Raw genomic sequence first — 25348 nt, 5'->3', positions numbered from 1 at the left:
ACGCTATTGCTGTTGATATATTGCATTATAGGATAGATAAAATTAAATGCATTGCAGATAGGGCAAAATTCACCGAATCATAATTGGCGTAGACAATGGCGGGGTGTGCGGAGACTGGATTATGGCTGAAAGAGGATGGGGGAAGTCAGTGGGGGAAAAGTGAGACGCGATCTTAAAAAGGTAAAAAATCACTTCTTTAATGTAAAAAAAGGCTGCAAACAGCACCAGCCTTTTTTCTTTATTTTTATGATAATAATGAGATTATTTTACTTCTATTTGAATTGGTTGAGGTTTGCTCGATTCAAGTTTGGGGACTTGAATTTTCAGTAAACCATTGTGAAACTCAGCTTGAATATCTTCTTGCTTGGTATCTTGACCGACATAAAAACTGCGCATGAATTTACCGATATGGCGCTCCTGACGAATTATTCTACCGCCCTCCTTTTCTTCGACTTCTTGCTGCGTGCTCGCTTTGATTATCAGTGAACCGTTCTCGATCTGTAAAGAAACATCTTCTTTATTTACACCAGGTAGCTCTGCTGATATTTCAAAGTTATCTTCATTTTCAACAATATCGACTCTTGGTGTCATTGTTTCTGCACTCAGTGTTTGCCGCAGCATAGGGAATGCACTTTCGATATCGTCAAACATATGAAAAAGGTCACGCCATGGATTGCGAGGTACTATGTTCATAATATTCTCCGTCAAATTTCATCATTGCACCATTGCATTTATATGTTAGTCCAAATTTGTTGAGATGTAATATCCCAGGTAACAATGAGATTTGAATTTTTATATTAGGTGAAGTGTTTTGGGTATAAGAATTTCATGTGAGTTAACTATGGCGAGTCACTTGCTGTTAAGTACAAGTATGATTGAGCAATAAGTTGCGCTTGAATTCTTAATGCAAATCGATCAGGTGGTCTGAAAGCGTTAATTTTCACTCGAGACAAAATAGCCCCCTTCAGGGTTTTGATGTAATGCTGAAGGGGGCGATAAAGCTTGTTCTATATAAAAGCAATCGCTTGATAAACTTAGCAGCTACTGAGCAAGTTTTTTACAGTAGTCGGTATATACCAGCTGCTCAACCATCTTACGACCGCGCATATCTATTATCACGATGTTATAGCTGACGCCTTCATTGAACAGCGGGGTAATTTCTTTGCTATTACAGTAATTGCTGGCGGCTGTTTTCGCAGCCTGTGATGGTGCAATTTTGCTACCCCCACCATAAAGAATGGTGATCTCTACCGTTTTATCCCGTGATTGAGCCTTCATGACCTGATATTGGTCGACCTTGTTATAAGGGGCTTTATTGTTGATTGAGGCGGCTCGGCTTTCTGCAAGCGCGCGAGCAGTGTCATCCTGGGTTGAGGCGCAGCCAGCTAATATCAGAAGTGCGCCAAGTGCTATAATTTTCTTCAACATACTATGGCAATACTTTCTTGAATGGTTTAACAATTACGTTTTCATAAACGCCAGCATCGATATAGGGGTCGGCATCAGCCCAGCACTGCGCTTCTTCCAAAGAATTAAATTCGGCAATGACCGTTGAGCCTGTATAGCCGGCTTCTCCCGGGGTTTCACTATCGATTGCAGGCATCGGGCCAGCAACAAGAAGGCGCCCTTCGGCTTGCAGATCCTGCAGGCGGGCAAGATGCTTTTCACGCACACCCATACGGCGCTCTAAACTGTTTTCAACATCTTGAGAAAAAATCACATACCACATTCGCTTGTTACTCCCTTCTTATTAGGCGATTTAATACCAATCGGGACAATTATCTGAATGACCAGATTATTATCCCGATTGGTATAACTTCACTATAGTACCCAATAAAAAAAGCCTGAACTAGATTTTCAGGCCTTTTTAAAGACATTAAGCTATATCCTCCAATCATTTGCGATGACTGCAAAATGATTAAGGAGAGTCTAGGATCTTTTAATTGGGCGAGGTCTTCCTTCGCTGTTAATGGCAACATAGTTAAAGGTTGCCTCACACACCCTGTAACGTTCGCCAATGCCTTCATGGGCGACAGGCTTCACCCAGACTTCAAGCGCGATACTCATTGAGGTGTTACCAATACGTTTACATTCACCGTAGCAACATACGACATCGCCCACACCAACAGGGGCTTTAAACGCAATACTGTCGACAGAAACAGTAACGACACGACCGCCTGATATTTCTTTTGCCAGGATTGCACCTGCAAGGTCAAGCTGGGACATGATCCAGCCACCAAAAATGTCGCCATTGGCATTGGTGTCTGCTGGCATTGCCAGGGTGCGGAGCAGCAGTTGTCCGCGTGGGATGCTATTTTCTGTGTTCATTATCGTTTCAGGACTCTACTACTATTTTAAATCGGTTTCTTTGGGCATATGGTGGTAAATATAACCGCCCGTGGCAAGGGTAAAAATCAAAGTTAAGGCTAATAAGCCAAAGACTTTAAAATTAACCCAGACATCAAGAGGGAAATTGAACGCAATATAGATGTTAATCATCGCGCAGACGGCAAAAAAACCTGTCCAGGCGAGATTGATGCGCATCCATATCGCCTCGGCTAAGCTGATCTCTTTGCCGAGCATGGTTTTTATCAGAGGTTTGCGTACTAGCTGGCTAAAGGCTAAACCGGCAGCAAAGATGCCATAGATAATGGTGACTTTCCACTTAATGAAATCCTCATCATGTAGAAACAGAGTTAGCCCGCCAAACAGTGTGACCATTACAAAAGTGATCAGCTGCATTTTTTCAACTTTTTTGTATAAGAACCAGGTCAGTGCTACCTGAATTGCTGTCGCAACCATTAATGCACCTGTCGCAACAAAAATATCGTGGGTTTTATATAAGAGAAAAAAGATGATCAAAGGGATGAAATCGAGCAGTTGTTTCATTAAATGGCAACCTCGGTGTGTAATGTTCTATAAGTATACCGTATACAATTGGCATAATACCAAACAGACTGGTACTCCATCACAGAAGTTTTAACCAGTTCAGTCACAAAACGTCGTCATTCCGTAAAGTGAGGAACGAATTTATACGGAATCTAAGGCGCCTACGGCTAGAGCTTGGATCCCGGATATTTCGTTCCTCAATTCCGGGATGACGTGTCTAGGAACTTCAACTATCCATAATTTATGTGGAAGAGTGCTAGTAATCTGATCCAATCAGAGCTCTGTCAGTTTGGAATAACAAAAAAGGCTGCAGATCTGAGTCTGCAGCCTTCCTGTGGGTAGGGAGGGATAAGGTTTAGTGGATCTGCCTTATGCCTGCTGTGCTTCCGGGCTCATTTCACTGGTTTCATCTTTAACCAGATTATCAACGATAACGGCGCATGCAGCATCACCCGTGATGTTTAGTGCAGTACGGATCATGTCGAAAATACGGTCAAGAGCGAACAGTAGCGGTAAACCTTCGATTGGAATACCTGCCGATAGCAATACTGCCACAACCAGGAATGATGGTCCCGGAACACCGGCCTGACCAACCGCACCCAGAGTTGAAGTAACGATAATCGCAATGTATGCACTCATGCCCAGATCAATATTGAACATTTGCGCAAAGAAGATAGCCACTAATCCGTAGTAGATTGCGTTGCCACTCATATTGATGGTCGCACCCAACGGCAGTACAAACGAGGCTGTTGAGTTTTTAACGCCTAGCTCTTCTTCACAGGTTTCCATGGTTACCGGCAGAGTAGCCATTGATGATGCGGTAGAAAGTGCAACAGCCTGCGGTTTCTTCATTGCAGCGAGGAATTTGATTGGTGATGTTTTACTAAACACCTTAATCATTAACGGGTAGAAAATGAAGCCGTAGATCAGAATTGCCGCGACATATACCACAAATAGCTTGAATACAACCATCAGGGCGCTGAAACCGAAGGTACCCACAGCATCAGCCATCAGACCGAATACACCTAATGGGGCAATTTTCATGACAACGTTGATCATCCACACCATGGCATCAACAATCGCATTTACGCCATTGATCAGCGGATCACGTCGCTCTTTATCCAGCTTGGATACGGCGATACCGAAGAACAGACAGAACACCAGAATTTGCAGGATGTTAGCTTCATTCAGGGACTGGAAAACGTTGGTTGGGATCATGCCCAGAATGGTTGCCCAGAATGAAGGTAAATCACCTTTTGTAGCATAAGCATCAGAGAAGATGCCTTCAACACCAGACAGATCAACACCGATGCCTGGCTCGAAGACTTCACCCATAACCAGTGCCAGTGCCACAGCGACTGCTGAAGTGAAACCAAAGAAGCCTAAGGTTGTCAGGCCTATTTTACCTGCAGCATGGCTGTTACCAAGACCTGCCGCTCCCGAAATGATAGCCACCGCAACAAGCGGGATAACCAGCATTTTAATCAAGTGAATGAAGATATTACCTAAAGGGGCAAAGATGCTGGCCGAAGGCCCCATCATTGCGCCTGCAATAGTACCAACAACCATCGCAATAACGACTTGAACGCCGATGTTGCCTAATAATCCTTTTTCTTTTAACACTTTCGATACCTCTGTCGTGTTTGTTAATTTTGCGCCGAGTTAAGTGCTGTTGTTGTTATAAATGTTAACTCAATATATTGCAGAAGTGTTTTTACACGCAATTTTAAGCATTATCAATAATTATTTCCGATGTATTGTTTTGGTGGTATTTATTCAGGGTATATGTGGGGTGTGATTGTTTCAGTCATTCTTGATATGTTAGTTGTAAATATCGACATTACTGGCTTTTACCTTCTCCTTGTCTGGTAATGAAAGAATTTCTGAATTGTTATTCCAAACAAAAAAACCGCACGTATTGTGCGGCTTTTGTGGTCCTTATCAAGTATTAGTTAAGTCGGCAAGCGGCCTTCATGCTACTGATAAACTGGCCGAGCTGATCCAGCATTGCTGGGTGATTTTGCAGATTATGCTCGATAATTTTAACTACTGCTGAACCTGAGATTGCTCCTGCCGCACCCGCTTCCAGCGCTTCTTTAACTTGTGCGGGTTCTGAAATACCGAAACCGAGTAGTGCTGGTGGCGCGTTAAATGCCTGTAAGCTTTCCAGCAGATGATTTATCGGCATGCCGGCCTTCGTTTCAGCACCCGTTACCCCCGCGCGAGAAAGCAGATAGGTATAGCCACCGCCAAATTCGGACACCGTTTTTAGCGTGGCTTCATCAGCATTAGGTGGGGCGATAAAAATCGGGTGAATACCGTGTTTTTCGGCGGCTTCGCGAAACTCTGCAGACTCTTTCACCGGGACATCAGCAATGAGGACGGAATCGATACCTGCAACGGCACATTTCTTGTAGAACGTATCAATGCCATGGGTAAAAACCAGGTTAGCGTACATTAGCAGGCCAATCGGCAATTCAGGATACTTAGCACGGATCTGAGCAAGCAAATCAAAGCAAACCGCAGGTGTTGTACCAGATTCCAGAGCGCGAATAGTGGCTCCTTGAATTGTCGGGCCATCAGCCAGCGGATCAGAAAATGGGATCCCTAGCTCCAGGGCATCAGCGCCTGATTCGACAAGTGTATCAATGATGTTCATTGATTGTTCTGGTGTCGGATCGCCGATGGTGACAAAAGGAACAAATGCGCCTTCATTTTTTTCTGCCAGGCGGTTAAATAATAATTGATAACGATCCATTACAGCGCTCCCTTAGCATCCAGAATATCGTGTACAGTGAAAATGTCTTTGTCGCCTCGGCCAGAAAGGTTAACAACCAGTAGTTGTTCTTTCTCAGGCGCTTCTTTAATCATTTTTAACGCATAGGCCAGGGCGTGCGCAGATTCCAGTGCCGGAATAATACCTTCATTACGAGCCAGTGATTGGAAGGCCTCAAGCGCTTCATCATCAGTCACTGCACCATATTCAGCACGGCCTGTCGCGTTCAGGTGCGCGTGCTGAGGACCGACCGACGGGAAATCAAGCCCAGCAGAGACCGAGTAAGATTCTTCTACCTGACCATGCTCATCCTGCATCAGTGGTGCTTTCATGCCAAAAAAGATCCCCAGCTTACCGTGCTTCAGCGGCGCACCGTGCATATTGGTATCCAGCCCCTTGCCTGCTGGCTCAACACCAATCAGGCCAACCTCGGTGTCACCAATGAAATCAGCAAACATACCGATTGCATTAGAGCCACCACCGACACAAGCAATGACGGCATCAGGCAGGCGTCCTTCTTTTGCTAAGATTTGCGCTTTGGTTTCTTCGCCAATAATGTGCTGGAATTCACGGACAATCGTCGGAAACGGATGGGGACCGGCCGCAGTACCTAACAGGTAGTGGGCTTTCTCATAGCTGCCAGACCAGTCACGCATGGCTTCATTACAGGCATCTTTAAGGGTCGCGGAACCCGAATGAACAGGGATCACTTCAGCACCCATCAGTTTCATGCGAAATACGTTCGGGCTCTGACGCTCCATGTCTTTGGCACCCATGTAAACACGGCATTTCAGGTTCAGCAAAGCACAAGCCAGTGCCGTCGCTACACCATGCTGACCGGCCCCGGTTTCTGCGATGATTTCTGTTTTACCCATCCGCTTTGCCAGCAGTGCCTGACCCAGCACCTGATTGGTTTTGTGCGCGCCGCCGTGCAACAGATCTTCACGCTTCAGGTACAGCTTGGTTTTGGTGCCTTTGGTCAGGTTGTGACACAGGGTTAATGCGGTTGGACGGCCGGCATAATCTTTCAGTAAGCCCATGAACTCTTCCTGAAAGGCCGGATCTTGCTGCGCTTCTATAAAAGCCGCTTCAAGTTGATCTAACGCCGGAACCAGGATCTGAGGTACATACTGGCCACCAAACTCGCCGAAATAGGCATCTAATTTGCTCATAATTATCTGTAATCCTTAATACTTTCTGATTGCCGCAAATGCCGCATTCAATTTTTCCCGATCTTTCTTACCTGGTGTACTTTCAACACCAGAGTTCAAATCAAGTCCTTTGCACCCCAGCTTTGCTGCGTCACTGACATTTTCGGGAGTCAAACCGCCAGCCAGCATGATGTTTTCTTTATCGGTATCACTGAGCAGGTTCCAGTCGAAAGTCTTGCCCGTCCCCCCAGATTGCTGCCCGACTTTACTGTCTAGCAGGTGTCTATCAACTTGCCACTGCGAAAATTCAGGTATGGCATCAGTTACGCCATGGGCTTTCCAGATCTCGCAGTCGGCAGGTAGCTGGGCCTTCAAACCTTGTACATACTCCGGGGTTTCATCGCCATGAAGCTGAACAGCAGACAGCGACAGGTATTCAGCCGCCTTTTTCACCGCATCCGGATCGGCATTGCGGAACACACCGACGTATTTGAGTGGCGCGCCACTCATGATCATACGCGCCTGCTCGATATCCACCTGACGTGGCGAGGATGACACAAAAATCAGGCCGCCATATACGGCGCCACTTTGATAGGCTGCCGAAGCGTCATCGGCATGGGTCAGGCCACAGACTTTGTTTTCGCCAAACAATACCCGGTGAACCGCTAGCTCAAGGTTATCTTCTGCCATCAGCGAGCTGCCGATCAGGAAGCCGTTGGCATAGGCAGACAGTTCGCGTACCTGCTGGTTGTTATAAATACCAGACTCAGAAATAACAATCGTCTCTTGCGGCAGGCGAGGAGCCAGCGCTTTGGTGCGGTTGAGATCAATACTGAGATCGCGCAGGTTGCGGTTGTTGATCCCCACAACTTTGGCCTGCAGTGCGATGGCGCGATCCAGCTCTTGCTCGTTGCTGACCTCGGTCAAAATACCCAGATTGAGTTTTTCAGCTACGGCGGCAAGTTCACGGTATTCGTCATCATCCAGAACCGACAGCATCAACAGAATGGCATCGGCCTGATAGTGGCGTGCCAGGTAAACCTGATAGGTGTCGATCATAAAGTCTTTGCACAACACCGGTTGTTTTACCTGACGGCGAACCAGTGGCAGGAAATCAAAATTGCCCTGGAAGTATTTCTCGTCAGTCAATACCGAGATCGCATTGGCATGACCGTTATAAACCTGCGCAATGTAATCAAGGTCGAAGTCGTCACGGATCAGCCCTTTCGATGGCGACGCCTTTTTACACTCAAGAATGAAGGCTGCCGTATCCGTTGACAGTGCGTCATAAAAGCTGCGATCGCTCGGCTTCAATTGTTCGATAAAGCTGTCTAAGGGTTGTTGCTTTTGGCGTTCGTTAACCCAAATACGTTTATCAGCAACAATTTTCGCAAGTACTGTTTCCATGATTAACCTCGTGCTGCCAGTTTTTCAACCAGTTCATATGCTTTGCCAGATTGCATGGCATCAATCGCTTTTTGGGTGTTGGCTTTTAAATCCTCCTGGCCAAACAGACGCAGCAACAGTGAGACATTCACGGCGACGGCACCTTGCTGGGCGTCAGTCCCTTTACCGGTCAGGATATTGGTGATGATGGCGCGGTTTTCTTCCGGGTCGCCACCTTTAATGGCTTCCAGAGGATACGTATCAAGGCCAAAATCAGCGGGTGTTAAGGTGTATTCTTTGATCTCGCCATTAATGATTTCGGCAACCTGTGTCTCACCGTGAATAGCGACCTCGTCCAGCCCCGAACCGTGAACCACTGCCGCACGCTTCATGCCCATTGCTGCCATGGTTTCGGCGATAGGACGAACCAATGCCTGGTCATAGACACCCATCAATTCAATTTTAGGGCGCGCCGGGTTGATCAACGGGCCAAGCACGTTAAAGATAGTCCGGGTTTTCAGTGTCTGACGAACCGGCATCGCATGGCGGACACCGCCGTGATATTGCGGCGCAAACAAAAAGCATACGCCGAGCTCATCCAACGCGGCGCGGGCATTCTCTGGGCTCATCGCCAGGTTGATACCGAATTTATCCAGCAGATCCGAGGAGCCGGATTTACTTGATACTCCACGGTTACCGTGTTTAGCCACTTTGACGCCGCAGGCTGCCGCGACGAAAGCCGCAGTGGTCGAAATATTGATGGTGTTAGCACCATCGCCGCCGGTACCGACAATGTCGGCAAAATCATAGTCGGGGCTTGGGAAAGGATTGGCGTTTGCCAGCAATGCACGTGCTGCGCCTGCTATCTCTGCCGGTGTTTCCCCTTTAATTTTCAGCGCCGTCAATACCGCCGAAAGTAATATAGGGTCAACGTCACCTTTAATAATGGCATCAAACAGCGTCTGACTTTGATCCTGAGTCAGTGCTTGTTGCTGGTATAATTTATTTGCAATGGTGTAGATTGCTGCATCCATGATCTGTTTTCCTTTATCTTATTTGTTGCTGGTGCCCGCGCTTGTCTCTGCTGTTGACGTCACCCAGTTCAGTGTGTTGGTGAGTAGTTGTGCGCCTTGAGTGGTGAGAATTGATTCGGGGTGGAACTGGAAGCCACAAACGCGATCGGCATCATTGGTAACCGCCATCACCAGGCCATTCACATCGGCAATATTTTCCAGGCTTTCCGGTACGCGGGTAGCGACTAAGGAATGGTAACGGGCAATGGAGAGCGGATTGGGTAAATCACCGAATACCGGGTGATGGTTATGGGTCATCATCGCCGCTTTGCCGTGAACGATATCACCGGCCCCTTCGACTTTACCGCCGTAAGCTTCAACAATGGCCTGATGGCCGAGGCAGATACCAATGATTGGCACTTTTCCTTTAACGCGCTGTATCAGCGCCGGCATACAACCGGCATCGGCCGGTGCGCCCGGCCCCGGCGACAGTACCAATACCGGATTGTCTTTTTCACCCAGCGCACGTTCCATCTGGATAACACTCAGACTGTTACGGTAAATGGTGACCGGATAACCCAGCGAGCGGAATTGATCGACCAGGTTATAGGTAAAGGAGTCAAAGTTATCCAGCAGGACGATATGTGCTTGTGTCATTTCCGGCTCCTTATTTATTCGGGTTATGTTGGCTGCACAGAGTCTGAAGCGGTGCACTGTGCGCCTTGCGAATGGCGGTGATCACCGCTTGCGCCTTGCTACGGGTTTCATCGGCCTCGGCTTGCGGTATAGAGTCGTACACTACACCAGCACCCGCCTGAACACTGGCGATCCCCTTTTCAACATATGCAGAGCGGATAACGATACAGGTATCCATGTCACCGTGACCGGTCAAATAGCCCACCGCGCCGCCATAACTTCCGCGGCGACGTTGCTCGACATTGCGGATCAGTTGCATTGCGCGGATCTTAGGTGCGCCAGTCAGGGTTCCCATGTTCATGCATGCCTGATAGGCGTGCAGGGCATCTAAATCGTCCCGCAACTGGCCAACCACACGCGATACCAGGTGCATTACATGACTGTAGCGGTCAACTTTCAATAAATCAGCGACGTAACGACTACCCGGCGTACTGATACGTGCCACATCATTACGGGCCAGATCGACCAGCATCATGTGTTCGGCGTTTTCCTTCGTGTCGCTGCGCAGTTCAAGCTCGATACGGCCATCTAAGTCGAGGTTGATTGAGCCGTCTGGATTTGTGCCGCGATGGCGGGTACCTGCAATCGGGTAAATTTCAACCTGATTGCTCTGGGTGCAGTATTTAAGTGCACTTTCCGGCGATGCGCCAAACAGGGTAAATTCTGAATCTTGCAGGAAGAACATGTATGGACTCGGGTTGCCGATTTTCAGCTCTTTATAAGCGATCAGAGGTGAAGGGCAAGGCAGGCGAAACTGACGTGAAGGTACGACCTGAAATACATCGCCGGCGATGACATATTGCTTTAACTTTTTGACCGTCTGGCAAAACTCGTTGTCACTGATGCTGACTTCCGGCTCGCAACTTTCCAGTAGCTCAGCCGCCGGAAGCGGTTTAGGCTCCAGACAGGCTTCTTTGATGTGCTGCAGACGACGGCTTAACTCGAAATAGCTGGCGGCATAATCATCACCACCAAACAAGGTTGCCTGCAATTTTCCCTTACGACGCTGGTGGTCGATAACCAGCAGTGTTTCAGCAATATAGAACAGGTAATCAGGGCAGCTATTATCCTGCTCAACGTCCGGCAGCGGTTCGAAACCTGCGACTAAATCGTAGGCAAATAAACCACCCAGAAACAGTGCTTCTTGCGGATGCCCTGAGGTATTGAATGCATGCTGAATTATACGCAACGCATCAAATGATGATGTCTGGCGCAGACGGCTGTCTTCGTCGACGGCACGTTCAGCTGTTGCGAAATTCAAGACTAAACAGCGGTTTTTACGCTCTGTGCTAATGTCGTCAGAAATAGCGGTTTCAATGGTTTGCAGTACGCTCAGACCATTGTCGGTTAATGCTTCTAACCGTACTTCAGTACCACGGCACACAATGCGTACCGCCGCATCAATCAGCATCAGGCTTTTTAAATCTTGTTTGGAATCGACTTCTGCCGATTCCAGTAACAGGTTATGTGAGCGGTTGCCACAAACGGAGTAATAAAGTTCCGTCGGGTCCGCTACATAGGGCACATCAAGGCTGAGCACTTCTAGCTCGCCGACACCTAGTGGGGTCGTATTCACAGCGTTCTCCCTGCCGCTTCTACAAACGGTTTGAGTTCTTGCATTAACTGTTCGAACATTGGACCTGTCAGTGCCTGGTGGCCATCGGATAACGCTTCACATGGGTTAAGATGTGATTCGACAATAATACCATCAGCACCTACAGCCGCCGCCGCGCGCGATAGTGGAATAACCAGCTCACGCACCCCTGTTCCATGGCTAGGATCAACCACAACCGGAAGGTGAGTACGTTGCTTCAGATAAGCGACGGCGTTCAGATCCAGCGTATTGCGTGTTGCTGTTTCATAGGTGCGAATACCACGCTCACACAGAATAATATTCGGATTTCCTGCGTCGTAAATGTATTCTGCGGCCAGCAGCAACTCTTCGATAGTGGCTGAAAGTCCGCGTTTGAGCAAGACCGGTTTTTTACTTTCGCCCACCGCTTTTAACAAAGCATAGTTTTGCATATTACGGGCACCAATCTGTAAGCAGTCGACATATTCACACATCAAATCAACCTGACTGACTTCCATAACCTCAGATACCGTAGGCATGCCTAACTGATGATTGGCTTTTTGCAGTAATTTCAAACCATCGATGCCAAGACCCTGGAAATCATAAGGGCTGGTCCGTGGCTTATAAGCACCACCACGCAGAGCAATCGCACCGTGTTTCTTTACGACTTCAGCGACAGCCATCAACTGCTCTTCAGATTCGACAGAGCATGGACCCGCAATCACCGCAAACTTATTACCACCGACAGCGGCATTGCCGAAGCGCACCACAGTATCGTGCGCTTGTACTTCTCGGCTGACCATTTTGTATTTAGTCAAAATAGGTTTAACAGTTTCAACACAAGGGTAAGCATCAAGATGAAGTCTTTGCAGTACCCGTTCATCGCCTAAAGCGCCCAGAACAATGCGTTCTACACCTGGCATATAAAGGGGTTTCAGGCCAGATGTTTCAATTCGGTTCAGTATTTCTTTTGCTTGTTCTTCTGTTGCATGTGGTTTTAGTACGATAATCATCATGTAATCCTGTTGAGTGCGATGCCGGATTCGACACGGTCTGACCTGCTTGGGTCCTAGTTAGCTTCTGGGCACCGTGCTGATAAGTTTCTGTTAAACTTGAATTTTTCATATAAAAAAACCCGCGCTAGGCGGGTTTGTGTCTATTCTGTCTGTAAGGTACAGCTAATCACACCACCCGCGTTGGGAAGTGCCACCACCAAGTGATCAAGAAAGCGAAGAGCGGATGATGAATTTGCTGTAACATGTAAAAGTCCTGTGAGTGAATTCTTACAACGGGTAATTGCGTACTAGTAGACTAGTTCGCTGATGTAAAGTCAAGAGATAAAGTCAGAAATAAAAATATGTTGTTTGATTTACATAGCCATACCACGGCATCTGATGGGAGCTTCTCCCCCCAAGAGCTGGTGAAAAGAGCGGTTGAACGTCGGGTTGATGCGCTTGCGATTACCGATCACGATACGGTGGCGGGGCTACTACCGGCACAACAGGCAATTGATGACGATAAATTGCCTCTAACTCTCATCAAAGGTATTGAAATATCGACGCTTTGGCGTAATTTTGATATTCATATCGTGGGTTTGAATATTGATCCGGATCATCCAGAAATGGTGACGCTGATCCAAGAGCAAGCAGAACGTCGCTCGGTGAGAGCCCAAGAGATTGCCGCCCGCCTGGAAAAAAACAATATGCCGGGTGCCTATGAAGGCGCGATGGCACTTGCTGCTGGCGCAACAATTACGCGTGCACACTTTGCCCGTTGGATAGTTGAGCAAGGTTATGCCAAAAACATGCAGGCAGTATTCAAGAAATTCTTAACCCGCGGTCACCCTGGTTATGTCCCGCCCAATTGGTGTTCCATTGCTGAAGCTGTGGCTGTTATTCATGCGGCGGGCGGACAGGCCGTACTGGCACACCCGGGTCGCTATAAAATGACAGCAAAATGGCTGAAGCGTTTGTTAGCAGCATTTGGAGAGGCCAAAGGCGACGCCATGGAAGTGGCACAGCCGCAACAGGGACAACAAGAACGTCGCACCCTAGGGGATTATGCGATCACTTATAATTTACTGGCTTCGCAAGGCTCTGATTTCCATTATCCGTCGCCGTGGACGGAACTCGGCCGCAACTTATGGTTACCGAAAGGCGTAACGGAAGTTTGGCAAGAGTGGAGTGTTGAAAAGAAGCGAGTCGATGAGCCGGTTCTGATTGAATCGGAATCGTCACCGGAGGAAGAATGAGTCAATTTTTTTATGTTCACCCAGAAACCCCGCAAACCCGTTTGATTAATCAAGCGGTGGCAATTGTGCGCAATGGCGGAGTGGTTATTTATCCAACCGATTCCGGTTATGCCCTTGGTTGCCAGCTTGAAAACAAACAAGCGCTAGAGCGTATTTGTCAGATCCGCCGCCTCAATGATAAGCATAATTTCACCTTGTTATGCCGCGACCTTTCTGAGATAGCCACCTATGCCCGGGTTGATAACGTCGCGTTCCGCTTATTGCGTAATAATACGCCGGGCGCTTACACCTTTATTTTTAAAGGCACCAAGGAAGTCCCGCGTCGTTTGATGAATCCGAAGCGGAAAACCATCGGTATCCGTATTCCGGATAATGCGATTGCCCTGGCTTTGCTAGAAGCGCTGGGTGAGCCGCTAATGTCGACCAGTCTCATTTTGCCCGACAGCGATGTTGCTGAGTCTGATCCGGAAGATATCCGCGATAAATTAGAACATGCGGTGGATTTGATCATGAGCGGTGGTTATTTAGGCGAGCAACCAACCACGGTAATTGATTTCAGCGATGACGAAATGAAAGTGTTGCGAGTCGGAACCGGGGATCCAAGCCCATTTGAATGACGGTAATACTCCGCGGTATGCACAGTAAAGCTCATCCGGACTTATGGTGGTTTTTATGTTTACCGATAGCATCTATGCCAAGTTTTTGGCATAATGCGCGACCGCTTTAAGATGGCTTAAAGTGTTTTTTCGATGATGTTTCGACGCCTGTGAAGGTGACAAAGGTTTGTCTGATGAGTGAAAAATTACAGAAGGTGCTGGCTCGTTCTGGCCAGGGGTCTCGTCGTGAGATCGAATTAATGATCCAGAATGGTCGAGTGAGTATTGACGGTAAGGTGGCAAAATTAGGTGATCGTCTTGATGATCTCAATGTCACTGTTCGTATCGATGGTCACAAGATTGAAATGGTCGCAACTTCTGATGAAGTATGTCGTGTACTGGTGTATAACAAGCCGGAAGGTGAGTTATGTACTCGCAGTGATCCTGAAGGTCGTCGTACTGTTTTCGACCGCTTACCGCGTTTAGAGAGCGGTCGTTGGGTTTCTGTTGGCCGACTCGATGCGAACACATCAGGTCTGCTGTTATTTACCACTGATGGTGAATTGGCTAATCGCCTGATGCATCCAAGTCACAGAGTTGAACGTGAATATATGGTACGCGTTTTCGGTGAAGTGACTGAGCAGATGGTTAAAAACCTGGTTCAGGGCGTGAAGCTGGAAGACGGTATGGCACGTTTTGAAGACGTTGTGTATGCCGGTGGCGAAGGGATGAACCATACTTTCTACGTGATGATCACCGAGGGACGTAATCGAGAAGTACGTCGCTTGTGGGACTCACAAGGGGTAACGGTTAGTCGTCTGAAACGTGTACGTTATGGTGACATCTACCTAACGAAAGATATGCCGCGCGGTGGCTGGATGGAGCTTGAGCTTAAAGAAGTCAACTACCTGCGCGAAGCTGTTGAGCTTGCACCTGAAGAAACAACGTTGTTGACGGTTGAAGGCCTGAAACGCAAGAAAGGTGTTCGTCAGATCCGTCGTGCGGTACGCCGTCATGAAGAGCGTGCGAGCGAAGCGCCTCGTGGTCGCCGTGGCCGTAACAATGAGGAACGTCGTTCTTCAAGCCGTAATGCCGCTGAAGATCAGAAGGCTCAGGGCAAGCGTAAGCCGTCAAATGGCAAACCGAGCGGTAAACCTACCAGTGGCAAACCATCAACCGGTTCGGCCCCGCAAGGTAAACGTAAGCCTTCAGATAGCCAGTCGGCATCTGGTACACCGGGCAAGCGCAAACCTTCAGGTAATGCTGCTAACCGCCGCAACCCGTTAGCCAATAAGCCGGCTAAACCACGTACTCGTAAATAAGATCCGTCTTATCAGTGAGAATAATAAAGCCGACGCAATTGCGTCGGCTTTTTGTTGGGGTAAAAACTGAATCTGGTTTCCTCGGGATGAGATTTTAGTAATCTAGTTTCGAGTTTCGAGTTTCGAGTTTCGAGTTTCGAGTTTCGAGTTTCGAGTTTCGAGTTTCTCGAGCCTCGAGCCTCGAGCCTCGAACCTCAAATCTCGCATCTCGAACCTTGTATCTTATATCTCATTCCTAACCCTTCGGCTGCGCATCAATACACTGGCCATTCACATCTTTACTTTCCGGCCCCATCAGATACAGGTATAGCGGCATAATATCTTTAGGTGTTTTTAACTGGCTGGCATCCTCTGCAGGGAAGGCTTTGGCTCGCATACCAGTACGAGTACCACCCGGATTAATCGCATTGACACGAACGTTACTGTTGCTGAGTTCGTCAGCCAGTACCTGCATCATTCCTTCGGTCGCAAACTTAGAAATAGAATACGCTCCCCAGAATGCACGGCCTTCATGACCAACGGTTGATGAGGTGAACACAATACGGCCATCTTCCGCTTTCTTGACTAAAGGCATAACCGCTTGGCTCAGTAGGAACTGTGCTTTGACATTCACCTGCATAACCTCGTCAAAGGTATCTTCGCCCAGCTGATCAAACGGGCTTAATACCCCGAGTAACCCGGCATTGTGCAATACACCGTCTAAACGGCCGAATTGTTCTTCGATGGTTTCAACCATATCAATATAGTGCTGTTTGGTCGCGCCTTGCAGGTCGAGCGGGATGATAGCTGGCCGGGCATATCCTTGCGCCTCTATTTCATCGTAAACGGCTTCCAGTTTCGCAACAGTGCGACCAAGCAAAATAACGGTTGCGCCATGCGCGGCATAGCTAATGGCTGCCTCACGACCAATGCCTTCACCAGCCCCTGTGACCAAAATGACACGATCTTTGAGCGAATCTGCAGCAATCTGATATTCCACGTATAACTTCCTTATCAGTTTTTAGTTTTTCCTATTGTATTGCCATAGCGGTATCGGTGACAACTTGGTTACAATGGGAAATACCAGTCGCATAAGAAAAGTGCCGTGGGCAATGATTAAATGCGATAGGGATTAACTTCCAAAAATGAGGACTCAACATTGGAATTTTTGTTTGATTATGGGCTGTTCCTGGCCAAGATTGCGACGGTTGTCATTGCGATTGCCGGTATTCTCGTTTTAGCGAAAGGGCTGAGCGGACGTCATGGCGCACCAAAAGGTGAGCTTGAAGTCACTGATTTGACTGAGCAGTATAAGCATACTGTTCACCAGCTGGAGTCTCATTTATTTGATAAGCCGCTTTTAAAAGCGCGTGAAAAAGCAGAGAAAAAAGCGGACAAAGAAAAAGATAAAGCGCGTCAGAATGAAATTAAGAAAGCGGCGAAAGAGGGCGATCTCGATCATGCCCGCGAGTCGCGTCTGTTTGTCCTTGATTTTCACGGCAGTCTTGATGCCCGCGAAGTGACCTCGTTACGTGAAGAAATCAGTGCCATTCTTGCTGTCGCGGTCGAAGGCGACGAAGTATTGCTGCGCCTTGAAACCGGCGGCGGTATGGTTCACGGTTACGGACTGGCATCCTCTCAGTTAGATCGTTTGAAAGCGGCAGGTATTAAGCTAACCGTAGCGGTTGATAAAGTGGCTGCAAGCGGTGGTTACATGATGGCTTGTGTGGCCGATAAAATCATCTCTGCACCCTTTGCGGTTGTAGGTTCTATCGGAGTGATTGCACAGCTACCAAATTTCAATAAAGTATTGAAAAAGAATGATATTGAGTTTGAACAAGTGACGGCGGGTGAGTTTAAGCGCACGCTGACCATGTTCGGTGAGAATACCGATAAGGCCCGAGAAAAGTTTCAGTCTGAGATTGAAGAAACCCACGGTCTGTTTAAAGATTTCATTGCGGTACACCGCCCGGAACTTGATCTGGAAAAAGTTGCAACCGGTGAGCATTGGTTTGGTCAGAAAGCCAAAGAATTAGGCCTGGTGGATGAACTTGGTACCAGTGACGATTTTATTGTTCGGGCATGCAAAGAACGTGAAGTGTTAGGTATTCACTTTATCAAGCATAAAAAATTAGCTGAAAAACTGGCTGGCGTTACGGGAGATGCGGCTGATAACCTGCTATTAAAGTGGATGAGTCGTGGCCAGCGTCCGTTCATGTAATGCGTCAGGTGTAAGGTTGTATTATGGATCAGAAATGGGCGTTATTTTCCCTTAAAGGTCGGTTACGTCGCAGGGATTATTGGCTGTATAGCCTGCCGTTATTATTCATTACTATTCCGGTGTTCTGGTATACCCATCCTGATAACCTGAGTGACAATTCAGTACTGAATATTTTATCCATGCTGATTATGGGTTTCGTGTTTTGGGCTTCCATTGCCTTAAATGTAAAACGACTGCATGACCGAAATAAAAGTGCTTTGTGGGTATTATTGACCTTTGTGCCTTTGATTGGGCCAGTTTTTGTCATTATTGAACTGGGTATGCTTGATGGAACGAAAGGGCCAAATCAATACGGTTTGTCTCCTAAATTTCCTTCCGTGCTACCGTCCGGTGCAGGTGATGAAACAGTGACTATTGAGATGTGAACCCTATGATAGAAAGGAAAATAACCCGCTAGTATAGCGGGTTATTTATTCAGCCGTACACAACATGGTGTGCTGACTGATGGGCCCCGTTTACTTCTTCAGCGTAAATTCCGGCGATAGCTGGTGTGCCAGATATTTAAACATATTAAATACCGCAGTCGTGTTTCCCGTTGGAAGGCCACTGTCGTCGAGGAAATATTCACCTTTAAAGACTAGTACATCTGCTTTTTCTTCAACTGCTGTCGCTCGCATGCCTTCAATATAAGCATCGTGTTCTTGAATAAGCTGATTCGCAATCAGTAGGAGATCGGCTGAAGAAATAGATTTTTTTCCGCTCATGGTGACTTCTCTGGTATGAAAAACACCGAGCAGTGTATTGATCTTGCCAGTAGAAAACAAATCCTTAATTAAGGCTGCGTGCACGATAAAAATGACGAATGGGTGGTTAAACTAAAGGCAGAAAAGGGTTGATTCTGTGAGCGAAGACAAATAATCGCCAGTTTGAATAGTCAAATACCATGTGAGGTGGTAATGATTAGCGCCCTCAATGTATTCACTTACCCTATATTAGATGAATTAAGGGTGAGTTTTTGCTAAAAAAGATGGAATCGTATTTTTAACTTATGATTAACAACTGGGGAAGGGACAACCAAACAGTTCAATTTCGTCAAAAACCAGTTGACCTTCTTGTAGAGTAGATCACTATTGTAATAGCGTTGCCGTGCCTAAATGATGTTTTTTAACGTGCAACATTATGTTTTTAATTGAAAATTTTGCGAGCACGAGGACGTAATAGAGTCATTATGGGTAAATCTCTCGTTATCGTGGAGTCCCCTGCCAAGGCTAAAACTATTAACAAGTACTTGGGGAAGGACTTCATTGTAAAGTCAAGCGTTGGTCACATACGTGATTTGCCAACGGGTGCGCGTAGTACCGGAAAGAAAGCAGCTGCGACTTCAACCAAAGGGTTAAGCGCAGAGGAAAAAGCACGTCTCAAAAAACAAAAAGACCGTAAGTCGCTGATCGGTAAAATGGGTGTTGACCCATATAACGATTGGGATGCGCATTACGAAGTGCTTCCGGGCAAAGAAAAAGTCGTAAACGAATTGCAAAAGCTAGCTGCCGACGCTGACTATGTTTACCTAGCTACCGATTTGGACCGCGAAGGAGAAGCTATTGCGTGGCACCTTCGTGAGATCATCGGTGGTGATGATGCACGTTATAAGCGAGTGGTTTTTAATGAAATCACTAAAAATGCAATTCAGCAGGCGTTTGAACAGCCGGGCGAATTGAATATCGATGGTGTTAATGCTCAGCAGGCTCGACGTTTTCTTGATCGCGTAGTGGGTTTCATGGTGTCGCCGCTTCTTTGGAAGAAGGTTGCGCGAGGCCTTTCTGCCGGTCGTGTACAGTCAGTTGCGGTAAAGCTGATTGTTGAACGTGAACGCGAAATCAAAGCGTTTACGCCGGAAGAGTTCTGGGACATTCACGCCAATACCTTAACGGTTGGTGAAGATGCACTGCGCTTGATGGTTGCTCAACAGGCGGGTAAAGCTTTCCGTCCTGTTAATGAAGCACAAACCATGGCGGCTAAGTCTGTACTTGATAGTGCTACTTACAAGGTGGTTGATCGTGAAGATCGCCCGACCAGCAGCAAGCCTTCAGCGCCGTATATCACATCGACACTCCAGCAAGCGGCAAGTACCCGTCTTGGTTATGGTGTAAAACGTACAATGGGTCTGGCTCAGCGTCTGTATGAAGCGGGTTACATTACCTATATGCGTACTGACTCGACGAACCTGTCAAAAGAAGCCGTTGAGTCTGCTCGTGAATTTATTGCTAGTGAGTATGGTGAGAATTATCTCCCTAAAGCGCCGGTTACTTACGGCAGCAAAAAGAACGCACAGGAAGCGCACGAAGCGATTCGTCCATCAAGTGTCGATGTACTAGCTGAAAACCTGGAAGGCATGGATAAGGATGCGGTTAAGTTGTATGACTTAATCTGGCGTCAGTTTGTCGCTTGTCAAATGGTTCCGGCTAAATACGATTCAAGCACAATTACTGTTCAGGCCGATGAATTCACGCTGAAAGCGAAAGGTCGTACTTTGCGCTTTGCAGGTTGGACACAGGTGCAACGACCTTCTGGCAAGAATGAAGATACGACGTTGCCTATAGTTCACGTAGGCGATACGTTGAAGCTAGAAGACATCGAGCCTAAGCAACACTTCACTAAGCCGCCAGCGCGCTTTACAGAAGCAGCATTGGTTAAAGAATTAGAGAAGCGCGGGATAGGTCGTCCTTCTACCTATGCGTCGATCATTTCAACGATTCAGGATCGTGGCTATGTACGCGTTGATCAGCGTCGTTTTTATGCTGAGAAAATGGGTGAGATCGTCTCGGATCGTCTTGACGGGAGTTTTCCCGATCTGATGGACTTCGACTTCACCGCTCGCATGGAAGGTAACCTGGATAAAATCGCTGAAGGTGAGAAGAACTGGAAAGCGGTTCTGGATGACTTCTTCCGTGACTTCAGCGCCGAGCTTGAAAAAGCCGAGTTGGATGAAGATCAGGGGGGGATGCAGCCAAACAATATCGTACTAACCGATATTAAGTGTCCGACTTGTTCTCGCCCAATGGGTATACGTACTGCGTCGACAGGCGTATTTCTAGGTTGTTCAGGTTATGCACTGCCGCCCAAAGAGCGTTGCAAAACCACCATTAACTTAGGTGACGAAGAAGGTATTGTTAACGTTCTTGAAGAAGACGTAGAAACAGCGGCTCTTCGTGCCAAGAAGCGTTGTCCTAAATGTGACACGGCAATGGATGCTTACCTGATTGATCAGGATCGCAAGCTGCACGTTTGTGGTAACAACCCGAGTTGTGACGGTTACATTGTCGAGAAAGGCGAATTCAAGCTGAAAGGCTATGATGGTCCTGTTATCGAATGTGACAAGTGCGGTTCAGACATGGAGCTGAAAACGGGTCGCTTCGGGAAATATATGGGTTGCACCAGCGAAAGCTGTAAGAACACCCGTAAGATCCTGAAGAGTGGTGAAATTGCCCCACCGAAAGAAGATCCGGTTCACTTGCCTGAGATCCCTTGCACACAAGATCAGGATGCCTATTTCGTTTTACGTGATGGTGCGTCAGGTCTGTTTATGGCAGCGAGTACGTTCCCTAAATCACGCGAGACGCGTGCACCGTACGTCGAAGAGCTGGTTCGCTTTAAAGATCGTTTACCAGAGAAGTTTAAATACCTCGCTGATGCGCCAACCGAAGATCCGGATGGTCGTAAGACGGTTGTTCGCTTTAGCCGTAAGAGCAAAGAGAACTATATCCGTTCGGAAATTGACGCGAAGCCTTCTGGCTGGACGGGTCTGTTTATCGATGGTAAGTGGGTAATTACCGATAAACGTAAAAAGCCGAAGAAAGAAAAAGAAGAGAAATAAGAAAAAGCCGCCGAAAGGCGGTTTTTTGTTTTTAAGCGGTGAGATTTTCAGGCTTTCGGGCTTCATCAATCCAAGCGTCTGGCGTTTCAGACTGGAGAAATTGGTTGCTGGGTGTAAGCAGTCTATCAACCATGTGTTGGGTGTGGTGGGCTATTTTTTGTCGATTCATATCTTTTAGTAATAAAAAAGCAGTAATAAAAAAGGCCGCATAAGCGACCTTTGAATAGAGTGGAGTAACATTACCACTTCTGCTTTGGCTGGAACAAGACATCGAGTTCGTCCTGCTCTTTGGCAATCATCTGCTTGCGTTCTTGCTCATTGCTGAGAGATTGATTGCTATCGATCTCACTAAGCATGAGTTGCAGCTTCTCACGCGCTGTATTCGCGTAGCTATCATTTCTCGTCGAAAGTACATCAATGCCTTTCTTTAATAGCTGTTTGGCGGTACCAAGCTGACGTTTTACGATGGAATCATTAGCACGCTTAACCACGTTTTCTATGTTTATGCGAAGCTGGAGACCCTCAAGACGGGCGTTTTCCGTGACAAATAACTGGGTCGAGAAACGTCCCTTACTGTGTTCATTTTTGATGATATTTTTCAGACGTTTAACCAGCTGTAACATGCCAATGGCTTGCTTGTCTGTAGTCGGTACTTTGAAGCCGGCTACGTCACTGTTTGAATAATTTGCCTGCAGGTGGCTGATTTGTTCAGCTACATTTTTTATCCGTAGCGACAAGCTTTTATCCGAAGGATCGGCTTCCTTCATACTTTGCAGTGCGAATAAGATACGCTGGTTCAGACATACCAGTAGTTCTTTACTGTACGGCAAGTGGTGAGCATTACCAATAAGCTCTTCAGTGGCATCGATGATCGAAATATGCTTTGCCAGTTCTTGGTTTTTCGCACTTTCTAAACGCTGTCGATACTGAATTAATATGTTGTAACCAACAATTAGTATCAGCAATAAGGCGAAAAGGCCTATAACTAAAGGTATACTCATAAGATATGTTTATCTTCTATGCGTTTTTTACAGGGGGTATAAGATACACTATCTGACAAATTGGCGATAGCGAGAACCTTAAAATTGCTACCTGTGTCTACGAATAGGCTGTTTTTCACTCATAAAGATGGTGATATAGCTGAACCTCTTCAAAATGCGAGAATCCAGCTATATGCTTGCACAGAGAATACTGGTTACATTGAATAATTTCCGCTGAATGCGCATTTTTTTAATTAAATTGGTACTAAGATATAACGGATTATAGGTTGGACGGTGCCATGAAATTACAACAATTAAAATATATCGTTGAGGTTGTGAATCATAACCTTAATGTATCCTCAACGGCAGAGAGTTTATACACTTCACAACCGGGCATCAGCAAGCAGGTACGTTTGCTTGAAGATGAACTGGGCATTCAGATTTTCGAACGCAGTGGCAAGCACCTGACTAAAGTAACGGCAGCGGGAACGGATATTGTGCAAATTGCGCGTGATATTCTATCGCGGGTAGAAAGCATCAAAACCGTGGCTGGTGAGCATACGCATCCTGAAATGGGAACGTTGAATATCGCAACGACTCATAGCCAAGCTCGTTATGCTTTGCCTCCGGTGATTCAATATTTCACTTCCCGTTATCCGAAAGTGTCGTTACATATGCACCAGGGAACGCCTGCACAGATAGCCGACGCGGTGGCTAAGGGCACCACAGATTTTGCGATTTCGACAGAGGCACGGCACCTGTATCAAGATATGATTATGTTACCTTGCTATCACTGGAATCGCTCTATTGTCGTACGATCTGATCATCCGTTGGCAAACAAAGCGGAAATCACGCTCCATGATTTGGCGGCCTATTCACTGGTGACATATATGTTTGGTATTACTGGTCGCTCAGAGCTGGATAGTGCGTTTCATCGTTCAGGCTTAACGCCAAGAATCGTCTTCACTGCCACAGATGCTGATGTCATTAAGACCTATGTCCGTCTCGGAATTGGTGTCGGCGTTATGGCCAGTATGACAATGGATCCTGAACAGGATAGTGATTTGGTTGCTATCGATGCCAGCCATCTTTTTGAAGCGAGTACAACTCAGATCGGGTTTAAGAAAGGCACTTTTCTGCGTAGTTATATGTACGACTTTATAGAGCATTTTGCTCCTCACCTGGTGCGAAATGTGGTTGATCAGGCAGTTGCGCTAAAAACCAATGGTGAGATCGAGGCGATGTTCGCCAAGATGGACTTACCGGTCCGCTGATATATGAAAGACATAATTAATGAAGCCGCTGGATTCAGCGCCTGACCTTAGCGTCTGGAAAATCTCGCTGAAACGAGCATCTTGAGGTAGCTTGGGTATACAATAGCCGACCAATTTTTGATTTCCGTAATTTAAGAGCCACTTCATGACAGGGCATATCCACCAGTTTCGCCAGCTAAATGATCTATTAACGAGAAATCGTGAGTTTTGGCAGTTTATGCCCTTTGCTGAACGGAGCTTTGTCTGGAACCAGACTCATCCAGGGTTGTGTCAGTGGTTAATCAGCTTAACGGAAGAGCAGGTCACGTATTTTAATGAAGATAATGCTGCGTTAGCCGAAGCCTTATCGACGTGGATCCCGGATTCTCCTGAGCTGTATCAATTATCGCAATGCCTGTCATTGCCAGTTGAAAATACCGCCGTTGCCAAAGGACTTGATGTTGGTATTCCGGGGCGGAAATGGACCCAAATCTCTGCATTTAGCGCCGCGTTACCTCGGCTACAACTACCGTGGTTAGAATGGTGTGCGGGTAAAGGTCACTTAGGACGGATACTTGCTGCGAACCACCACATGCCGGTAACCAGCCTTGAATGGCAACGTCAGTTGTGCGTTGAAGGTGAGGCGACTGCTAAGCGATTAGGTTTACCGATCACCTTTATTACTGCCGATGCCTTTGATAAGAGTAGCGAGCAATATATTCAGCCCCAACAACATGCTGTTGCTTTGCATGCCTGCGGTGATTTACATGTATCACTGTTGCAGCGTGTGGTTGCTAAACAAGGTGCTGCAGTCAGTATTTCACCTTGTTGCTATCATCTGATCCGAGCAAAGCACTATCAACCACTGTCAGATCTCGCGAAGCAGAGTGAGATCACTTTGACCAAGCATGATCTGCGTCTGCCTCTGCAAGAAACCGTTACGGCAGGACAGCGTGTTCGCCGTCAGCGCTTTGTGGAAGTCAGTTATCGTTTAGGATTTGATTTGCTGCAGCGCGAATTACGCGGTTGTGATGACTATTTACCAGTACCCAATGTGCAGAAAGCGTTGCTCAATGAGGGGTTTTCCGCCTTCTGTTTTTGGGCGGCGGAGAAAAAATCACTGTTGTTGCCCGGTGATATTGATTTCGCCTATTGGCAGCAAGAAGGTGAAGCCAGATACCAGATCACTGAGCGTATGGAGCTGGTTCGCCAGCTATTTCGGCGACCGCTCGAAATGTGGCTGGTGTATGATCGGGTCTGCTTCTTAGAGCAATCAGGCTATCAAGTCTCACTCGGTACATTTTGCGCTAAACCGGTGACACCTCGTAATATTCTCATTCATGCAGAGCTGAAGACGCGTCAGTTATAATCCCAAATCTATTCATTAT

General features: G+C 47.1%; 24 protein-coding genes, 1 pseudogene and 1 other annotated feature. Of the genes and pseudogenes, 8 read left to right on the top strand and 17 right to left on the bottom strand.

Going from position 1 to position 25348, the window contains the following annotated elements; genetic code table 11:
• Positions 1 to 261: 261 nt before the first annotated feature.
• The 13 genes from C9I89_RS01275 to C9I89_RS01215 form a co-directional block, all read right to left on the bottom strand.
• Complete coding sequence (locus C9I89_RS01275; protein WP_107281532.1) at positions 262 to 693, bottom strand: Hsp20/alpha crystallin family protein; 432 nt, start codon at positions 691 to 693, stop codon at positions 262 to 264.
• A 348-nt stretch (positions 694 to 1041) separates the two neighbouring features.
• The gene (gene gspS2, locus C9I89_RS01270; protein ID WP_107281531.1) at positions 1042 to 1428 is read right to left on the bottom strand and encodes a type II secretion system pilot lipoprotein GspS-beta; all 387 of its coding nucleotides are present in this window, start codon (positions 1426 to 1428) and stop codon (positions 1042 to 1044) included.
• Between the two features lies 1 nt (position 1429).
• A complete protein-coding gene (locus tag C9I89_RS01265) occupies positions 1430 to 1729 on the bottom strand; it encodes a YciI family protein (protein WP_107281530.1) in 300 nt (99 codons plus the stop codon).
• Between the two features lie 200 nt (positions 1730 to 1929).
• On the bottom strand, positions 1930 to 2328 hold the full coding sequence (gene yciA / locus C9I89_RS01260) for an acyl-CoA thioester hydrolase YciA (RefSeq protein WP_107281529.1): 399 nt from the start codon (positions 2326 to 2328) through the stop codon (positions 1930 to 1932).
• A 21-nt stretch (positions 2329 to 2349) separates the two neighbouring features.
• Positions 2350 to 2889 carry a septation protein A gene (locus tag C9I89_RS01255; protein ID WP_107281528.1) on the bottom strand — a complete coding sequence of 180 codons (540 nt, stop codon included), beginning with the start codon at positions 2887 to 2889 and terminating at the stop codon, positions 2350 to 2352.
• Between the two features lie 369 nt (positions 2890 to 3258).
• Positions 3259 to 4512 (bottom strand): dicarboxylate/amino acid:cation symporter, encoded by a 1254-nt coding sequence (locus C9I89_RS01250; RefSeq protein ID WP_107281527.1) that lies wholly within the window; start codon positions 4510 to 4512, stop codon positions 3259 to 3261.
• Positions 4513 to 4837: 325 nt separating this feature from the next.
• Complete coding sequence (gene trpA, locus C9I89_RS01245) at positions 4838 to 5647, bottom strand: tryptophan synthase subunit alpha (protein WP_107281526.1); 810 nt, start codon at positions 5645 to 5647, stop codon at positions 4838 to 4840.
• Complete coding sequence (trpB, locus tag C9I89_RS01240) at positions 5647 to 6837, bottom strand: tryptophan synthase subunit beta (RefSeq protein ID WP_107281525.1); 1191 nt, start codon at positions 6835 to 6837, stop codon at positions 5647 to 5649. Before trpB ends, trpA begins: the two co-directional genes overlap by 1 nt.
• A gap of 15 nt (positions 6838 to 6852) precedes the next feature.
• The gene (trpCF, locus tag C9I89_RS01235; protein WP_107281524.1) at positions 6853 to 8223 is read right to left on the bottom strand and encodes a bifunctional indole-3-glycerol-phosphate synthase TrpC/phosphoribosylanthranilate isomerase TrpF; all 1371 of its coding nucleotides are present in this window, start codon (positions 8221 to 8223) and stop codon (positions 6853 to 6855) included.
• A gap of 2 nt (positions 8224 to 8225) precedes the next feature.
• Entirely contained in the window at positions 8226 to 9236 is a 1011-nt protein-coding gene (trpD, locus tag C9I89_RS01230) for an anthranilate phosphoribosyltransferase (protein WP_107281523.1), read from the bottom strand.
• An 18-nt stretch (positions 9237 to 9254) separates the two neighbouring features.
• A complete protein-coding gene (locus C9I89_RS01225; RefSeq protein ID WP_107281522.1) occupies positions 9255 to 9872 on the bottom strand; it encodes an aminodeoxychorismate/anthranilate synthase component II in 618 nt (205 codons plus the stop codon).
• A gap of 10 nt (positions 9873 to 9882) precedes the next feature.
• The gene (locus tag C9I89_RS01220) at positions 9883 to 11487 is read right to left on the bottom strand and encodes an anthranilate synthase component 1 (RefSeq protein WP_107281521.1); all 1605 of its coding nucleotides are present in this window, start codon (positions 11485 to 11487) and stop codon (positions 9883 to 9885) included.
• A complete protein-coding gene (locus C9I89_RS01215; RefSeq protein WP_107281520.1) occupies positions 11484 to 12497 on the bottom strand; it encodes a bifunctional 3-deoxy-7-phosphoheptulonate synthase/chorismate mutase in 1014 nt (337 codons plus the stop codon). Before C9I89_RS01215 ends, C9I89_RS01220 begins: the two co-directional genes overlap by 4 nt.
• A 112-nt stretch (positions 12498 to 12609) precedes the next feature.
• Positions 12610 to 12705, bottom strand: a sequence feature (Trp leader region).
• A 136-nt stretch (positions 12706 to 12841) separates the two neighbouring features.
• Between C9I89_RS01215 and rnm the strand changes: the two genes are divergently transcribed.
• From rnm to rluB, 3 genes are all read left to right on the top strand, one after another.
• The gene (rnm, locus tag C9I89_RS01210) at positions 12842 to 13735 is read left to right on the top strand and encodes an RNase RNM (RefSeq protein WP_107281519.1); all 894 of its coding nucleotides are present in this window, start codon (positions 12842 to 12844) and stop codon (positions 13733 to 13735) included.
• Positions 13732 to 14352 carry an L-threonylcarbamoyladenylate synthase gene (locus C9I89_RS01205; RefSeq protein ID WP_107281518.1) on the top strand — a complete coding sequence of 207 codons (621 nt, stop codon included), beginning with the start codon at positions 13732 to 13734 and terminating at the stop codon, positions 14350 to 14352. Before rnm ends, C9I89_RS01205 begins: the two co-directional genes overlap by 4 nt.
• A gap of 173 nt (positions 14353 to 14525) precedes the next feature.
• The gene (rluB, locus tag C9I89_RS01200; RefSeq protein WP_107281517.1) at positions 14526 to 15653 is read left to right on the top strand and encodes a 23S rRNA pseudouridine(2605) synthase RluB; all 1128 of its coding nucleotides are present in this window, start codon (positions 14526 to 14528) and stop codon (positions 15651 to 15653) included.
• Positions 15654 to 15888: 235 nt separating this feature from the next.
• On the opposite strand, the gene C9I89_RS01195 is transcribed toward rluB, so the two are convergent.
• The gene (locus C9I89_RS01195) at positions 15889 to 16632 is read right to left on the bottom strand and encodes a YciK family oxidoreductase (RefSeq protein WP_107281516.1); all 744 of its coding nucleotides are present in this window, start codon (positions 16630 to 16632) and stop codon (positions 15889 to 15891) included.
• Between the two features lie 159 nt (positions 16633 to 16791).
• Between C9I89_RS01195 and sohB the strand changes: the two genes are divergently transcribed.
• Both sohB and C9I89_RS01185 read left to right on the top strand, forming a co-directional pair.
• Positions 16792 to 17853, top strand: a complete 1062-nt coding sequence (gene sohB / locus C9I89_RS01190) for a protease SohB (protein ID WP_107281515.1) — start codon at positions 16792 to 16794, stop codon at positions 17851 to 17853.
• 23 nt (positions 17854 to 17876) lie between these two features.
• Entirely contained in the window at positions 17877 to 18278 is a 402-nt protein-coding gene (locus C9I89_RS01185) for a DUF805 domain-containing protein (RefSeq protein ID WP_107281514.1), read from the top strand.
• A 90-nt stretch (positions 18279 to 18368) separates the two neighbouring features.
• Here the strand turns inward: C9I89_RS01185 and C9I89_RS01180 are convergent, their stop codons facing one another.
• Positions 18369 to 18617, bottom strand: coding sequence for a YciN family protein (locus C9I89_RS01180; RefSeq protein ID WP_107281513.1), 249 nt, complete (start codon positions 18615 to 18617; stop codon positions 18369 to 18371).
• Between the two features lie 464 nt (positions 18618 to 19081).
• Between C9I89_RS01180 and topA the strand changes: the two genes are divergently transcribed.
• The gene (gene topA / locus C9I89_RS01175) at positions 19082 to 21727 is read left to right on the top strand and encodes a type I DNA topoisomerase (protein WP_107281512.1); all 2646 of its coding nucleotides are present in this window, start codon (positions 19082 to 19084) and stop codon (positions 21725 to 21727) included.
• Between the two features lie 40 nt (positions 21728 to 21767).
• On the opposite strand, the pseudogene C9I89_RS01170 reads toward topA, so the two are convergent.
• Together C9I89_RS01170 and C9I89_RS01165 are read right to left on the bottom strand one after the other, a co-directional pair.
• Positions 21768 to 21860 (bottom strand): annotated as a pseudogene (locus tag C9I89_RS01170) (tRNA-(ms[2]io[6]A)-hydroxylase); the annotation flags it as partial.
• 106 nt (positions 21861 to 21966) lie between these two features.
• Positions 21967 to 22728 (bottom strand): DNA repair protein, encoded by a 762-nt coding sequence (locus tag C9I89_RS01165; RefSeq protein ID WP_107281511.1) that lies wholly within the window; start codon positions 22726 to 22728, stop codon positions 21967 to 21969.
• Positions 22729 to 23006: 278 nt separating this feature from the next.
• On the opposite strand from C9I89_RS01165, the gene cysB reads away from it, so the two are divergent.
• Positions 23007 to 23981: an HTH-type transcriptional regulator CysB gene (cysB, locus tag C9I89_RS01160; protein ID WP_107281835.1), complete on the top strand. Its 975-nt coding sequence runs from the start codon at positions 23007 to 23009 to the stop codon at positions 23979 to 23981.
• A 145-nt stretch (positions 23982 to 24126) separates the two neighbouring features.
• Positions 24127 to 25329, top strand: a complete 1203-nt coding sequence (locus C9I89_RS01155; RefSeq protein ID WP_107281510.1) for a methyltransferase — start codon at positions 24127 to 24129, stop codon at positions 25327 to 25329.
• Positions 25330 to 25348: the final 19 nt, after the last annotated feature.

The sequence above is a fragment of the Photobacterium lipolyticum genome, assembly GCF_003026475.1.
Lineage (GTDB): Bacteria > Pseudomonadota > Gammaproteobacteria > Enterobacterales > Vibrionaceae > Photobacterium > Photobacterium lipolyticum.
The sequence above is the reverse complement of the archived record's forward strand: the minus strand, read 5'-3'. Positions and strand labels throughout refer to the sequence as shown.